At 70.9% G+C, this 14583-nt stretch carries 11 protein-coding genes; 7 read left to right on the top strand and 4 right to left on the bottom strand.

Annotation, left to right across the window (positions count from 1 at the left end):
- Positions 1 to 108: 108 nt before the first annotated feature.
- The 4 genes from ACWCXB_RS13005 to eccB all read right to left on the bottom strand — a co-directional run bounded on the left by ACWCXB_RS13005 (position 109) and on the right by eccB (position 3760).
- Complete coding sequence (locus tag ACWCXB_RS13005) at positions 109 to 405, bottom strand: WXG100 family type VII secretion target (protein ID WP_450722053.1); 297 nt, start codon at positions 403 to 405, stop codon at positions 109 to 111.
- A gap of 78 nt (positions 406 to 483) precedes the next feature.
- The gene (locus ACWCXB_RS13000) at positions 484 to 822 is read right to left on the bottom strand and encodes a WXG100 family type VII secretion target (RefSeq protein WP_450722051.1); all 339 of its coding nucleotides are present in this window, start codon (positions 820 to 822) and stop codon (positions 484 to 486) included.
- A gap of 143 nt (positions 823 to 965) precedes the next feature.
- Positions 966 to 2213, bottom strand: coding sequence for a type VII secretion-associated serine protease mycosin (mycP, locus tag ACWCXB_RS12995; protein ID WP_450722049.1), 1248 nt, complete (start codon positions 2211 to 2213; stop codon positions 966 to 968).
- 11 nt (positions 2214 to 2224) lie between these two features.
- Complete coding sequence (gene eccB / locus ACWCXB_RS12990) at positions 2225 to 3760, bottom strand: type VII secretion protein EccB (RefSeq protein ID WP_450722047.1); 1536 nt, start codon at positions 3758 to 3760, stop codon at positions 2225 to 2227.
- Positions 3761 to 3951: 191 nt separating this feature from the next.
- Here eccB and eccE point away from each other — a divergent pair, with 191 nt between their 5' ends.
- The 7 genes from eccE to ACWCXB_RS12955 all read left to right on the top strand — a co-directional run bounded on the left by eccE (position 3952) and on the right by ACWCXB_RS12955 (position 14554).
- A complete protein-coding gene (gene eccE / locus ACWCXB_RS12985) occupies positions 3952 to 5307 on the top strand; it encodes a type VII secretion protein EccE (RefSeq protein WP_450722045.1) in 1356 nt (451 codons plus the stop codon).
- Between the two features lie 50 nt (positions 5308 to 5357).
- Positions 5358 to 6182, top strand: a complete 825-nt coding sequence (locus ACWCXB_RS12980; protein WP_450722043.1) for a hypothetical protein — start codon at positions 5358 to 5360, stop codon at positions 6180 to 6182.
- A 280-nt stretch (positions 6183 to 6462) separates the two neighbouring features.
- On the top strand, positions 6463 to 9585 hold the full coding sequence (locus tag ACWCXB_RS12975; RefSeq protein WP_450722041.1) for an SCO5717 family growth-regulating ATPase: 3123 nt from the start codon (positions 6463 to 6465) through the stop codon (positions 9583 to 9585).
- Positions 9586 to 9792: 207 nt separating this feature from the next.
- A complete protein-coding gene (locus tag ACWCXB_RS12970) occupies positions 9793 to 11631 on the top strand; it encodes an ABC transporter substrate-binding protein (RefSeq protein WP_450722039.1) in 1839 nt (612 codons plus the stop codon).
- A gap of 3 nt (positions 11632 to 11634) precedes the next feature.
- Positions 11635 to 12702, top strand: coding sequence for an ABC transporter permease (locus ACWCXB_RS12965; RefSeq protein ID WP_450722037.1), 1068 nt, complete (start codon positions 11635 to 11637; stop codon positions 12700 to 12702).
- A complete protein-coding gene (locus ACWCXB_RS12960) occupies positions 12699 to 13586 on the top strand; it encodes an ABC transporter permease (protein WP_450722035.1) in 888 nt (295 codons plus the stop codon). Before ACWCXB_RS12965 ends, ACWCXB_RS12960 begins: the two co-directional genes overlap by 4 nt.
- Complete coding sequence (locus ACWCXB_RS12955; protein WP_450722033.1) at positions 13583 to 14554, top strand: ABC transporter ATP-binding protein; 972 nt, start codon at positions 13583 to 13585, stop codon at positions 14552 to 14554. The genes ACWCXB_RS12960 and ACWCXB_RS12955 overlap by 4 nt, the downstream gene beginning before the upstream one ends.
- Positions 14555 to 14583: the final 29 nt, after the last annotated feature.

Genomic DNA, 14583 nt, shown 5'->3' with positions numbered 1-14583 from the left:
GCGCGCGGGACGCCGCGTACGACCTCGTGTTGATCACGCCCGGCCAACCGAAGGGGGGGGCCCGCCGAGCTCGGCGGGCACCCCCATTCGTATGTCCGGGCGGACGTCTCAGTCCATCAGCATGCGGAAGCGCGCCGCGTTGCCCTTGTCGGTGTCCCGGTAGCCGATGACGGACTCGTCGAGCAGCTGGGCGATGCGGGTCAGGTCCTGGTTCATGCCCGCCATGTCCTTCGTGAGGATGTCCTGGCTCTCGCGGTAGGCCAGCTTGGCCTCACCGTCCCAGTTCTCGGCGACGCGGTTGACCTGGGTCATCAGGTCCTGGAGCTTCTGGGAGAGCTCCGATGCGGTGAGACGGACGTCGCCGGCCGCCTGGGTCACCGTGTCGTAATTGACGGCAGTGGTCATTGCCTTGCTCCTAAGTGCCTACGAGTGCCTACGTGGCGGAATTCAGCGGAGGTTGGGGATCTGTCGGCGGTCGGCCGCTCAGGCCATGCCGAGGATCGCGCTCTGACCGGAAGGCGAGTCGTCCATCTTCCGGAAGGCCGCGATACGGTCCTCTTCCTGCTGCGTGAAGCCGTCGGCGCTCATCCGCATGATCTCCTCGAGCTTGACCAGCTGGAGACGCATGCTCTTCAGGCGCTGGTTCACATTGAACTGCACCCGGTCGTACTCCTGGCTGGCCGCACCCTGCCAGCCCGCCTGGATGCGGTCCACGACGCCGTTGAGGGACGTGATGCGAGCCTGCAGCTCGTCGTGGAACTCCTGGATCCGGTTGGCAAGGCCAATCTGATCATCACTGGTTACATTCAGGTCTTTCGACACCTCTTGCCCCTTCTTCCTCATATACAGCGGACGGGAAGCCCTCGATGCCGCCCCCGTGCTGGGTCACTCTCGTGATCCCGTCCGATCACTTTAGTCACTGGGTAGGACAGTTCCAACTGCAAAGCCCGGCAAGGAGACTTGACTCACCGGATCCGCCTGCGGCGGCTGTCCCGCACCACCGTCGCGGCGCCCGCGACCACCGCGACCAGCACGCCTCCGGCTCCGAGCGCGTACGTCGCGTAGCGCTCGTCGCGCTCCTGCGGGGTCTCGGAGAGCGCGAGGTGCGCCGGTTCGGGGGCCGGTGGCTTCGGCGGGCCCGGGTCCGGGGTCGGGGCCTCCGGCGGGCCTGCGTCGCCGTCCAGAGCGCGTACGGGATCGACGACGCCCCAACCGACGAAGTTGTCACGGCCGTTGATGGCGCGCTCGGCGGTCTGCTCGATCTGGGCGACGACCTGGTGCGCCTTCCACTTCGGGTACTTGGCCCGCAACAGGGCGGCGACACCGGCGATGTACGGGGCCGAGAAGCTCGTACCGTTGTCGACGCACTGGCCGCCGCCGGGGACGGTGGAGACGATGTCGACACCGGGCGCCGCGACCCCCACGAACTCGCCGGCCTGCGAGAACGCCGCACGTTCGTTGTTGCGGTCGGAGGAGGCGACGGCGAGTACGCCGTCGAAGGCGGCCGGATAGGTGTTCTTGAGCTTGCCGTCCATGCCGTCGTTGCCTGCGGACGCGACGACGACGATGTCCTGCGCGATCGCCCGCGCCACCGCCCGGCCGAGGTCCGACTGCGGGGTGAGCGCCTGCGTCGTGTCCTGCGAGATGTTGATGACGTCGGCCTTCTTGGCGATGGCGTGGTCGATCGCCGCGGCCATCGTGTTGGACTTACCGCTGTTCTTCTCGTCGTTCTGGCGGATCGGGATGATCGTGGCCTCGGGGGCGAGCCCGACGAAGCCGGTTCCCTTGCCGGGGCGGGCGGCGATGATGCCGGCGACCTTGGTGCCATGGCCGACCTCGTCGACCGTGCCGTCGGTCTTCCCCCGGTTGCTGTCCCGATCGTCCTTCTCGGGCTTGAGGAAGTCCTTGCCCGCGGATGCGTCGACGGCCGGCTTGAGCTGGGGGTTGACGTCGTCGACACCGGTGTCGATGACGGCGACACGGACGCCCTTGCCCTTGGTGTCCTGCCACAGCTCGTCGAGGAGCACCCGCTGGAGCGACCAGGGGATGCTCGCGATCTGCTTCTTCATCGGGAAGGTGCACTCGCCACTGCCGTCGATGCCGAGGCCGGGGCCGGGGCGGGCGGGGAGCGCGTCCGCGTGCGCGGCCGGGGGCGCGGCGACCAGGCCGGTGAGGGCAGCGGCGGCCAGCAGAGCGCTCGTACGGTACGTCACTGGCGTACCCCTCACGAACCCTGCGGCTGGCGCGCGCTGTTGGTGTCCAGACGGGGGCCCTTGGACAGGAACTCCGACCACGTGATCGGTACGAGCGTAGGAGTGACCTTCTCGTAGCCGAGGCGGATCTGCGCCTTGCTGGGCTCGGGACGGCCGTCCTGCTCCTTCTTCTGGCCACCGGCACCGATGTCGGAGCGGGCGGCGTCGCTGTCACCGTTCGCCTGGACCGCGTACCGCAGACCGGTGTCCGTCACGAGGAAGAGCGAGCCGTCGGGGCTCGTCTGCTTGCCCTGGACCTGGGTGTAGAGCAGGCCGCTGCCCGGAGTGACGTACGTGCTGGTGCCGCCCGCGGTCATCTCGGCGGGGTACGCGGTGCCCGCCCAGGTGGACAGGGTCGTACGCCCCTTGCCGTCGACACTGCGCAGCACACTGCAGACGGTGTCGCGCGCGCCCGCGCCGCCCGTGGAGTTGACCTGTTCGGACCGCTTCGAAGGCCATCGCAGGTCAGCGCCGAAGGCCTCGGACTCCGGCTCGAACGAGGCCGCGTCCACGGTCGCCGCCCTGCCGCCCATGTCGAGGCGGTCGGTCTGCGGGGAGTTGATGAGCAGCCAGGCGGTGAAGTCCGAGACCGGCTGCACCTTCCCGGGCAGCACGACGTAGTGCTGCGGGCCGGAGCCCGTCTGTGCCTGGAGGACCATGCCGACCCGGTCCTCGGTCTCGGTGAGGCCGCCGCCGATACCCGCGCTCGTGCCGACCGCTCCGCGGATCTCGGGGAAGTCGACGGGGCTGCCGTCGTGGAGCGTGGCCAGCCAGTCGTCGGTGACGGGCTGCGGCTCCTGGCTGCCGACGAGGGCGCGGGTGAGGATCGCGGCGTCCGAATCCTTGCCGCGCACCAGGTACTTGGTGCCGCCCGCGTCCACGAGATAGCGGGCGCCGTTCTGCCCCTTGACGTACAGCACCTGACCGCCGGTCAGCCGCTGCTTGCCCTCGGTCCTGGACAGATCGCGCTCGGCGAGGACGAACGTCGCCTTCTGTACGCTGGCGCCCTTGCCGCCGCCGGGCTGTTCGCAGACGGCCCACCGCTTGGGCTTGGCCGCCTCCGTGTCGCTGGGCAGGCGGTCGGGGGCGTACGGAATGCCGAGGATCGGGCCGCGCGGGGGGTTGCCCGCGTCGAGTACGTCATCGCTGACCTGGATGACCGCGAACTCCTGCGGATTGAGCAGCAGGCGGGCGGAGGCCAGGTTCAGCACCGGGTGCAGCAGCTTCTTCTTGCCGGTGGTGAGCACCACGTAACGGGTCGTCGATTCCTTGCCGACGATCACCTTGGTACCCGGCTTGTCCCAGTCCTTGGGGGCCTTGGGCTTGAACATGCCCCAGGCGCCGAAGCCGGCCAGGATCAGCGCGCCGACGACGAGGCTCGGGACGACGGCGCGCAACGGGCGCGGCGCCCCTTCCTCCGTACCGGTGGGTGAGGGTTGGAGGAATGCGGCCACCGTGCGCTTCTTCGCAAAGGTGTACGCGTTGAGCTCATCCCGCCGTGATGCCATGAGTCCCCATTGGTCGAAAAGCCGCAGTCCTCGCCGCGGGCCGGGAGCGAGTACTCCCGGGAAGCCGATTGTCGGACCGGCCCCCTACTATGCCTGTTGATCGAGGGCGCCTGTGGGGCGGGTAGGGTGATGCCGCCGCCAATGCCCTGGCAGGCCAGGGTGATCGGGATGAATTGGGGGGTTTCTCCATCATGGCTTCCGCGACGCGAACGCGGGCGGCCGCGGCCGCGCCGTCCACCGCGCCTCCCTCTGCTCCGACCCCCGGACCGCCCCGGCGGTCGCGGTCCGACGCACCGTCGGCAGGGGATCGGGGGACGGCCGCGCCGCGGCTCAAGGCCCGTACGGGACACTTCGGTTCGTTCCGACTGCAACAGCTTGTACTGATCGAGTGCGCGGCCGCGCTGCTCCTCGTCGCCTGGGTGACCGAGCCGCTGCTGCTCGTGCCGGCCGGTGTGGTGGCCGCGCTGCTGGTGCTGCTGGCCGTGCTCCGCAGGCACCGGCGCTCGCTGCCCGAGTGGCTCTCGACGGTGATGGCGCTGCGGGCACGGACGCGCAGGGCGGCCTCGCTGGTCCTGCCGCCCGACACGGAGCCGGGGCTCGCGCACGCCGTCGAGTGCGACCCGGCCCTGCGCACGTATTCGTACAGCGACCGCGACCGGCGCCCGGTCGGAATGATCGGTGACGGCACGTTCCTGACGGCAGTCCTGCAGGTCGAGTCGGACGCGACGGCGTTGCGCCCGGACCGTGGTGCACGGCCGCTGCCCGTGCGTCTCGTGAGGGACGTGCTGGACGTCGACGGCATCCGTCTGGAGTCTGCGCAGATCGTGCAGCACACCCAGCCCGCCCCCGCGCCGCATCTGCCGCAGCAGTCGGTGGCCGCGCGCAACTACGCGCCGCTGCAGGCGCAGACGGGCGCGCCCGCGCTCCGAATCACCTGGATCGCGCTCAAACTCGACCCGGAGCTCTGCCCCGAGGCGGTCGAGGCACGCGGCGGCGGGCTGGTGGGCGCGCAGAAATGCGTGGTGCGGGCGGCGGATCAGCTGGCGAGCCGGCTCGCCGGGGCCGGGTTCGGCGCGACCGTGCTGACCGAGCAGGAGCTCGTCGCGGCCATCGCGACCTCCACGTGCGCCAACCCCCTGGCGATAGCGCAGGCGAGCCGGGCCGAGGTGCCGGGGCGGCGCACCGAGGAGACGTCGCGGACGTGGCGCTGCGACGACCGCAGGCACACGACGTACTGGGTCGGGCGATGGCCGCAGCTGAGCGGGGGCAGCGCCTCGGGAGGCGCGTCGATGCCTCAGCTCGTCGCGCTGCTCACGTCACTGCCCGCGCTCGCCACGACCTTCAGCCTGACGCTGGGGCGCGGCGACCGGCAGGAGGTGACGGTGACCGGACATGTGCGGATCACCGGGCGCAGCGACGAGGAGCTGGTGAGTGCCCGTCATGAACTGGAGCGCGCGGCGCGCGGGGTGAAGACCGGACTGGTCCGGCTGGACCGTGAACAGCTGCCGGGGATGCTGGCCACGCTGCCGCTGGGGGGTGCGCGCTGATGTCGATGCCGTCTTATGGGGCGCCCGTTGCCGGGACGCCGGGTGCCGGCATGCCGGCAGCTGGTGGGCCCGCCACTGGGACGCCGGCTGCTGGTGTGCCGTATTCCGCGGTGCCGTCCGCTGCGCCCTCCGTACGCAGCGGGCGTGGTGCGCAGCCGTCCGGGCGCGGCGGCAGGCCGAGGATCGGGTTCGGGCTGATCGGGCCGCGCCGCGACCGGCACGCCGTTGCGCTGGAGCAACTGGACGCCCTGGCCCTGCCGGTCGGCGACGACGGCATGGTGATCGGCGTGGACGCCGAGGGCCGGCCCGCGGTGCTCGGCATCAACCGGCCCACGCCGTACGACGTCACCCTGATCGGTGGCCTGTGGACGGCGCAGGTCATGGCGCTGCGCGCGGCCGCGACGGGTGCACGGATCGCCGTCGAGACGGGCCGGGCCCCGGCCTGGGCGAGTCTCGCGCAGGCGGCGGGCGGTGGGCAGCCGTGCATCACGCTGCACGACGTGGGCCGGGTGCCGCCGCAGGGCGCTTCGGCCGTCAGCCCCGTCGTCGTCGTGCGCGACTGCGGAATGCGGCCGCCGCGCGGACGGGTGGTGTCGGGCCCCTGGCAATCGGTGGTGACACTGCTGCCGTATCTCAGCCCGGTGGCACCGGGGCTGATGGAGAAGTCGACCCTCGTCGGCATCCAGCGGGTGTCCCCGGACGAGGCCGCGCAGATCGGCCGCATCATGAATCTGCCGCGAGGCGAGACGGAAGCGCTCTCCACTCTTGCCGATGGTGTGACGTTGTGGTGTACGACGCGTGACCGTCAGTTCGTCATGACGCAGGCGACGGATGCCGAGACCGGGCTGCTGGGCGCCGCGCGCCGCATGGACTGACGCAGATCCGTGCGGATTTGACCGGTTCAGCCCTCACACTGCGCCGCATCGAGGTCACTTCGCGTCCACTTGGGGGCAGGACGTGACGCAGCGGACAGTTGGCCGGGGCCGGTCCGCCCTGCCGCGCTGACAGTGTTGACGATTAGGGTGGTAGAGGGCGCGGCGAGAACCTGCGGGCAGGTGCATCGCGTCACAAGGGGGAGAGCCGGGCGGATCGGACCGACGGAAACGGTCGCCCCCACCCACGACGGCACAAGGGTGCTCGACCACAGGAGGCAAAGTGAACGGCGATCGGGACGAGATCCGCGGGGGCTGGAACACGCCCGTCGACGATCAGTCCGACGCGGAGCCCGCCGAGATGACGGGTGAGTTCACCATCGACTACACCCCGCCGGCCTGGTACACGCAGAATGCGTCGGGGGACACCGGTGGGCAGGGAACGACGCCTCCCCCGCCGTCCGGGGCACCGATAGCTGTGCCCGGGCTGCCCGCGGGAAGCGGTTTCGAGCCCAACTGGGCGCCTGCGCCGCCTCCGCCGGTGCCTTCGCCTGCTCCTGCTCCTGCTCCTGCTCCTGCCGCGCCGGTTCCCGCTGCTCCGGCTCCGGTTGCCCAGGCTCCGGCAGCGCCGGTTGACCCCGTTGCCCCTGTTGCCCCGGTCGTCGCGTCCGCCGACTCGGGGGCCGGTGCCTCGGAGCCGTTCGGCGGCGGGGACGTGGAGAGTGGGGCGACGATGCGCTTCTCCCCCGCCGCGCTGAAGCGTGAGATCGCGGAGCGCGAAGCGGCTGCGGCTGCAACTGCCGGTGCCGAGGCGCCCGGCGAGGACGAGGCCCTGGCCGCGAATGCCGATGCTGATGCCGATGCCGACGCACCCGCTGCGGCGACCGGTGATGCCGAGGCCACGGACCCGGTGGATTCGGTGGATTCGGTGGACGCCCCGTCGGCCGAGGACGAGGCGGACGGCGAGCAGGACCGTACGTCCGAGGACGCGGCCGACGGCCAGGACGCCGACGGAGACGGGGAGGCGGATTCCTCCCCCGAGGACGCGGTACGGGACACGGTCGAGGACGCTGCCGTCGAACCGGCCGACTCCGTGCCCGCCGATGCGCCTTCGGACTCCGTGCCGCAGGACACCCCGCCCGCCCCGGCCGCGGCCCAGCCCTGGGCTCCCCCGCCGGTGGCGCAGGGCACCGGCCTGCCGCCCCTGCCTCCCGCGTTCCAGCCCGCCGCCCCGACGGCTGCGCCGCAGTGGCCCGTACCGCCGGCCGAGCCGGCGGACAGGCCGGCCCTGCCGGCTCCGGCCGCCGACGCCGGTCCGCAGCACGGCGCACCCCCCAACCTGCCCGCACAGCAGGGCGGATACGGGTTCCCGCACCCCGGTCAGCCGGGCCCCGCAACACCCAACCATCCCAACGCGCAAGGCGGATACGGCTTCCCCCAGCCGGGACAGCCCGGACAGCCGGGACAGCCCGCGGCTCCCCACCTGCCCGCGCAGCAGGGTGGATACGGCTTCCCGCAGCCGGGACAGCCCGGCCCCGGGGCCCCCAACCTGCCCGCGCAGCAGAGCGGATACGGGTTCCCGCACCCCGGTCAGCCAGGCCCCGCGGCCCCGGCAACGCCCAACCTGCCCGCGCAGCAGGGCGGATACGGCTTCCCCCAGCCGGGACAGCCGGGCCAGCCCGGCCCCGCGGCCCCCGCAACGCCCAACCCGGCCACCCCGCAAGGCGGATACGGCTTCCCCCAGCCGGGACAGCCGGGACAGTCCGCACAACCGGGCCGGCCCGGTGGCCCCGCGCCGCTGCCGCCCGCCGTGCCCGCGCCCCAGGCGCCGCAGTTCCCCGTACAGCAGGCGCCGGGACAGCCCCAGGCTCCGGGACAGCCGCAGCCGCCCGCCGCTCCGGTCGACCCGCGCACCGGTGGCGCCTGGCCGACCCCGATGACGCACGACCAGCGCGAGCGTTCCGTACCGGGCGCCCCGCTCGGGTACACCGCGGCCGTCGAGCTGTCCTCCGACCGCCTTCTGCGCAACAACAGGCCGAAGGCCAAGTCGAGCCGTAACCCCTCCGGTGCCGCCGCCCGTTTCAAGCTCGGCGGCAAGAAGGAGGAGCAGGAGAGGCAGCGCAAGCTCGACCTCATCCGCACGCCGGTGCTCTCCTGCTACCGGATCGCGGTCATCAGCCTCAAGGGCGGTGTCGGCAAGACCACGACGACCACCGCGCTCGGTGCCACCCTCGCCACCGAGCGGCAGGACAAGATCCTGGCGATCGACGCCAACCCGGACGCCGGTACGCTCGGCCGCCGCGTGCGTCGCGAGACCGGGGCCACCATCCGCGACCTGGTCCAGGCGATCCCGTATCTGAACTCGTACATGGACATCCGCCGCTTCACGTCCCAGGCGCCCTCCGGTCTGGAGATCATCGCCAATGACGTGGACCCGGCCGTCTCCACGACGTTCAACGACGAGGACTACCGGCGCGCGATCGACGTGCTGGGCAAGCAGTACCCGATCATCCTCACCGACTCCGGCACCGGTCTGCTCTACAGCGCGATGCGCGGGGTGCTGGACCTCGCCGACCAGCTGATCATCATCTCCACCCCGTCCGTGGACGGCGCGAGCAGCGCGAGCACCACGCTCGACTGGCTCTCGGCGCACGGCTACGCGGAGCTGGTGCAGCGCTCGATCACCGTGATCTCGGGAGTCCGGGAGACCGGAAAGATGATCAAGGTCGAGGACATCGTGCAGCACTTCGAGACGCGCTGCCGCGGGGTCGTGGTCGTGCCGTTCGACGAGCATCTGTCGGCCGGCGCCGAGGTCGACCTGGACATGATGCGGCCCAAGACCCGCGAGGCGTACTTCAACCTGTCGGCGATGGTCGCCGAGGACTTCGTACGGGCACAGCAGGCGCAGGGGCTGTGGACGTCGGGGGGCCAGGGCCACCAGCCGCCGCACATGGCACCGCCGATGCCGGGCCAGCACACGCCCGGCCAGCCGACGCCCGGCCACCCGATGCCCGGTCAGCCCACGCCCGGTCAGCCCACGCCCGGCCAGCCCATGCCCGGTCAGCCGTACGCCCCGAACCCGCAGCAGCCGCCCTACGGGGGACAGCAGCCGTACGCCGGTCAGCCCCCGTACGGCGGCCAGCAGCCCTATCCGCCACAGCCGGGCGTGCAGCAGGCATGGCAGCAGTCGCTGCCCTCCCAGGCGCAGTCCGCGGCCAACCCCGCAGGCCCGCCCCCGGCGCAGCCCGGCGCTCCGGGACAGCCTCAGCCGGGACACCCTCACCCGGGCCCGCCCGGACAGCCGGGCGGCCAGCCCGGTCTGCAGGGTCCCGTCCCGCCCGCCGGATATCCCCAGCAGCAGCCCCCGCAGCAGCCTCCGCAGGCGCCGCCAGCCCCTCAGCAGTAGGGCAACAAGGGTATAGACCAATGAGGGCCCGCACCGTTCCGCACGGTGCGGGCCCTTCCGCATTCCCGCAGCCCACAAGGGGTTTGACGCTTCGCCAAGGCATCGTTGACACGTCTAGACCGCGCTGATAAACCTTCGCTTCACCAGTGGGCGCCCCAAGATCCACGTGCCTTCTCCGAGCGAGCAACGACGCGAGGTCAACGTCTCATGGTCACTACGGCTCCACCCCGAACCGCCCGGCATCCGTTCCTCCGACTGCTCCTCGCCTCCGGCGTCGCAGCCTCCGCGCTCGTGGCCGTACCGCAGCCGGCGCAGGCGGACCACGGCGGCGAGCACGACGGCAACAACGTCCTCACCGTCGCCGTGTCGCAGAGCGTGGACTCCCTGAGCCCGTTCCTGGCGCAGCGGCTGCTCTCCACGAGCATCCACCGGCTGATGTACGACTACCTGACGAACTACGACGTCAAGGACGCGCACGCGATCCCCGGTCTCGCCACCGAGTGGAAGTCGTCGCCGGACAAGCTGACGTGGACGTACACCATCCGCAAGGACTCCAAGTGGTCCGACGGCAAGCAGGCCACCGCCGAGGACGCCGCGTGGACCTTCAACAAGATGATGACGGACGAGAACGCCGCCACCGCCAACGGCAGCTTCACGGCCAACTTCAAGAAGGTCACGGCCCCGGACCCCACGACGCTGGTCATAGAGCTCAAGAAGCCGCAGGCCACCATGACCGCGCTCGACGTCCCGATCGTGCCGAAGCACGTGTGGGAGAAGGTCGGCGACTTCTCGAAGTTCAACAACGACAAGCAGTTCCCGATCGTCGGCAACGGGCCGTATATCCTCACCGACTTCAAGGTCGACCAGTACGTCAAGCTCAAGCCGAACAAGGACTTCTGGCGCGGCGCACCGAAGTTCGACGAGCTGGTGTTCAAGTACTACAAGGACGGTGACGCGGCGGTCGCGGCGCTGCAGAAGGGCGAGGTGTCCTTCGTCTCCGGACTCACCCCCGCCCAGGCCGCCTCGCTCAAGTCGGCGAAGAACATCAAGGTCAACGACGCGCCGGGCCGCCGCTTCTTCGCCCTCGCCACCAATCCGGGCGCACAGTCGAAGGACGGCAAGAAGTTCGGCACCGGCCACCCGGCCCTCCTCGACCCGGCCGTCCGCAAGGCGCTGTTCCATGCCGTCGACCGCAAGACGATCATCGACAAGGTCTTCCAGGGCCACGCCGTGGAGGGCGACGGATACATCCCGCCGCGCTTCGACTCGTACTTCTGGAAGCCGGCTCCCGAGCAGAGGATCGACTACGACCCCGCGAAGGCGGCGGCACTCCTCGATCAGGCCGGATACAAGAAGAACGGCAGCGGAAAGCGGGTGGGCAAGGACGGCAAGCCGCTGGACTTCCGGATCCTCTGCCACGCCACCGACCCGAACGACAAGGCGATCGGCAAGTATGTGCAGGAGTGGTGGGGCGAGCTCGGCATCGGGCTGAAGGTCGACTGCCTCGACAACGTCTCCGACCCCTGGGTCGCGGGCGACTACGACCTGGCGTTCGACGGCTGGTCCGTCAACCCCGACCCGGACTTCGTCCTGTCCATCCACACCTGCGCCGCGCTGCCCGCCACTCCCAAGGACACGGGTGCCACGGACAACTTCATCTGCGACAAGGCGTTCGACGAGCTGTACGCCAAGCAGGCCGTGGAGTACGACCCGGTCAAGCGCGCCGAATTGGTCAAGCAGATGGAATCCCGGCTGTACGACACCGGGTACATGAATGTCATGGCGTACCCGAACGCCGTCGAGGCGTACCGTACCGACCAGATCAAGTCCATCACGACGATGCCGGAGGCCGCCGGCAACATCTTCGGCCAGGACGGTTACTGGAGCTGGTGGTCCGCCGAGCCGGTTGCCAAGAGCGGCGAGGCATCGGACGACGGTTCCACCAGCCCCGTGCTGATCGGTGTCGGCTCGTTCGTCACCCTCGCCATGATCCTCGGTGTCGTCATCAACCGGCGTCGCCGGGCCACCGCGGAAGACCGTGAATAGTCGATGAGCAGCACCGCAAGCACGACCACCACCACGACCGCCGTGGCGCGGGCCCCCGGATCCCCCGAGGCCCGCGCCGCGCGCGGCGGCAGCACGCTCTCCTATCTGAGGTACGTGGCGGGCAAGCTGGGCGGCGCGGCCGTCTCGCTGTTCGCCGTCCTCGTCACCAGCTTCTTCCTCTTCAGGATCATCCCCGGCGACCCGGTGAAGGCCATGACCCATGGCATGCCGACCAGCGCCGAACAACTGGCCACACTGCGGCGCCAGTTCGGTCTCGATCTGCCGCTGTGGCAGCAGTTCACGGACTACTGTGCGGGTGCGCTGACCGGCGATCTCGGGACGTCGTACCAGTTCCACGCCCCCGTCGGTGAGCTGATCGCACAGAAGGTCCCCGCGACGCTGCTGCTCACCGGTGTCGCCGTGGTGATCTACTCGGCGCTCGGGCTGTGGCTGGGCACGCGCTCCGCCTGGCGGCACGGCGGGCTCGGAGACAAGCTCAACACGGGCGTGGCGCTGACCCTGTGGTCGGTGCCGTCGTTCTGGCTCGGTCTGCTGCTGATCATCGTCTTCTCGGTGGGTCTCGGCCCGGTGCCGGGGATGTTCCCGTCCGGCGGTATGGAGTCCGGCAGCGAGACGGGCTTCGCATATGTGCTCGACGTGGCGCATCACATGGTGCTGCCGGTCCTCACTCTCGTGGCGGTGGGGTACGCGCAGACGCTGCTGGTGATGCGCTCCTCGCTGCTCGACGAGATGGGCAGCGACTATCTGACGACGGCGCGGGCGAAGGGGCTGCGGGACGATGCCGTACGCCGCCGGCATGCCGTGCCCAATGCGCTGCTGCCGACCGTGACCATGGTGTTCATCAACCTGGGGCATGTGGCGGCCGGTTCGATCCTCGTGGAGACGGTGTTCTCCTGGCCGGGTCTCGGCGGGCTGTTCTACCAGGCGCTGAGCGTGCCCGATCTGCCGCTCGTCCAGGGTCTGTTCGTCGTGTTCGCGGGGGCGATGATCCTGATGAATCTGCTCGCCGATCTGCTGTATCCCCTGCTCGATCCGAGGGTGGGCCGATGACAAGCACACTCGTCCGGGAGCGCCGCCGCGGTTCGGTGGCCCGCTTCTGGCGTCAGTACCGTACGCACCGGGCGGGCCTCGCCGGGCTCACCGGGCTCGCGCTCCTCACCCTGATCGCGCTCGCCGCGCCGCTGCTGGTCGGCAGCGACGTCCAGAGCGTCACCGACGCGCCCGGCACAGCACTGGAGTCGCCGAGCTCCGAGTTCCCGCTCGGGACCGACCAGTTCGGGCGTTCGCTGCTCGGGCTGCTGATCTGGGGGGCGCGGATCTCGCTCACCGTGGGGCTGCTCGCCGCGGCCCTGTCGGTGGCCATCGGCACACTGGTCGGCATCCTTGCCGGGCACTACGGCGGCTGGTTCTCGACGGTCGTCATGCGCATCACGGACTGGTTCCTGGTGATGCCGACGCTCGTGCTGGCGATCGTCCTGGCGACAGTGATGTCGCGCAGCGTGTGGACGGTGATCCTGGCGATCGGCGTCACGTCCTGGCCGACGACGGCACGGCTGGTCCGCGCCCAGACGATCGCGGTCGAGTCCCGCCCGTACATCGAGCGCGCCAAGGCGCTCGGTGGCGGACACGGACACGTCATGGGCCGCCATGTGCTGCCGAACGTGATGCCGTTGGTGCTCGCGCAGACGACGCTGGGCATCTCCACCGCGATCCTGACCGAGGCGACGCTCGCCTTCCTCGGGCTCGGTGATCCGACGGTCGTGTCGTGGGGCGGCATGCTCCAGGACGCGCGGGAGGCCGGGGCCGTGTCCTCGGGCCACTGGTGGTACCTGGCCCCGCCCGGAATCGCGGTCGCGCTGGTCGCGCTCGCCTTCACGCTGTGCGGGCGGGCCGTCGAATCCGTGCTCAACCCGAAGCTGGGGGTGGGTCGTTGAGCCTCCTCGAGATCAAGGACCTGAAGGTCACGTACGGCACGGGGGCGGCCGCCGTGCCCGCCGTACGAGGCGTCGACCTGACCGTGGAGTCGGGGCAGAAGCTGGGCCTCGCCGGGGAGTCGGGGTGCGGGAAGTCCACGCTGGCGCTGGCGCTGCTGCGGCTGCTGCCCGCATCGGCCCGGCTGACCGGGCAGATCCTGCTGGACGGCGAGGACGTCCTGGCGATGAAGTGGGGTCGGCTGCGGGCGGTGCGGTGGGCGGGCGCGTCGATCGTGTTCCAGGGCGCCATGCACTCGCTCAACGCCGTGCAGCGGATCGGCGACCAGATCGCCGAGCCCCTGCTGGTACACCGGCAGGCGACGCCGGGGGCGGCGCGCAGGCGCGTGGGCGAGCTGCTGGAGCAGGTCGGGCTGCCCGCCGCGCGCGCGGAGGCGTATCCGCATGAGCTGTCCGGCGGACAGCGGCAGCGCGTGATGATCGCCATGGCGCTCGCCTGCGGCCCTCGGCTGATCGTCGCCGACGAGCCTACGACCGCACTCGATGTGATGATCCAGGCGCAGATCCTGCGGCTCATCGAGCAGCTGGTCGCCTCGGAGGACATCAGCCTGCTGATGATCAGCCACGATCTGGCGGTGCTCGCGGACACCTGCGACCGGCTCGCGGTGATGTACGCGGGGAGGGTCGTGGAGGAGGGTCCGGCGCGGAAGGTGTACGACGCTGCGGAGCATCCGTACGGGCGGGCCCTGTCGGCGGCGTTCCCGCGCATCGGTGACCCGGCGTCGCGGCGGGCCCCCCGGGGGTTGCCGGGAGACCCGCCGGACCCTGCGGCGCTGCCGGGCGGCTGCACGTTCCACCCGCGGTGCCCGGTGGCGCTCGAGGTGTGTGCGGAGGACGACCAGCAGCTGCGCGAGGCGGGCGCGGGGCGACGGGCGGCGTGCGTGCACGTCGGGGCGGCGGTGGAGGCGTGAGCGTGAACGGGACGAGCATCGAGGAGTCC

Source organism: Streptomyces sp. NPDC001514 (genome assembly GCF_053597075.1).
Note: the sequence above shows the minus strand (reverse complement) of the source record. Positions and strands in the feature narration are given on the sequence as shown.

What these genes read in the sequence shown, in the direction of transcription:
- ACWCXB_RS12970 (WP_450722039.1), top strand. Translation starts at nt 9,793, where the DNA reads ATGGTCACTACGGCTCCACCCCGAACCGCCCGGCATCCGTTCCTCCGA.
- ACWCXB_RS13005 (WP_450722053.1), bottom strand. Translation starts at nt 405, where the DNA reads ATGACCACTGCCGTCAATTACGACACGGTGACCCAGGCGGCCGGCGAC.
- ACWCXB_RS12965 (WP_450722037.1), top strand. Translation starts at nt 11,635, where the DNA reads ATGAGCAGCACCGCAAGCACGACCACCACCACGACCGCCGTGGCGCGG.
- eccB (WP_450722047.1), bottom strand. Translation starts at nt 3,760, where the DNA reads ATGGCATCACGGCGGGATGAGCTCAACGCGTACACCTTTGCGAAGAAG.
- ACWCXB_RS12960 (WP_450722035.1), top strand. Translation starts at nt 12,699, where the DNA reads ATGACAAGCACACTCGTCCGGGAGCGCCGCCGCGGTTCGGTGGCCCGC.
- ACWCXB_RS12980 (WP_450722043.1), top strand. Translation starts at nt 5,358, where the DNA reads ATGCCGGCAGCTGGTGGGCCCGCCACTGGGACGCCGGCTGCTGGTGTG.
- eccE (WP_450722045.1), top strand. Translation starts at nt 3,952, where the DNA reads ATGGCTTCCGCGACGCGAACGCGGGCGGCCGCGGCCGCGCCGTCCACC.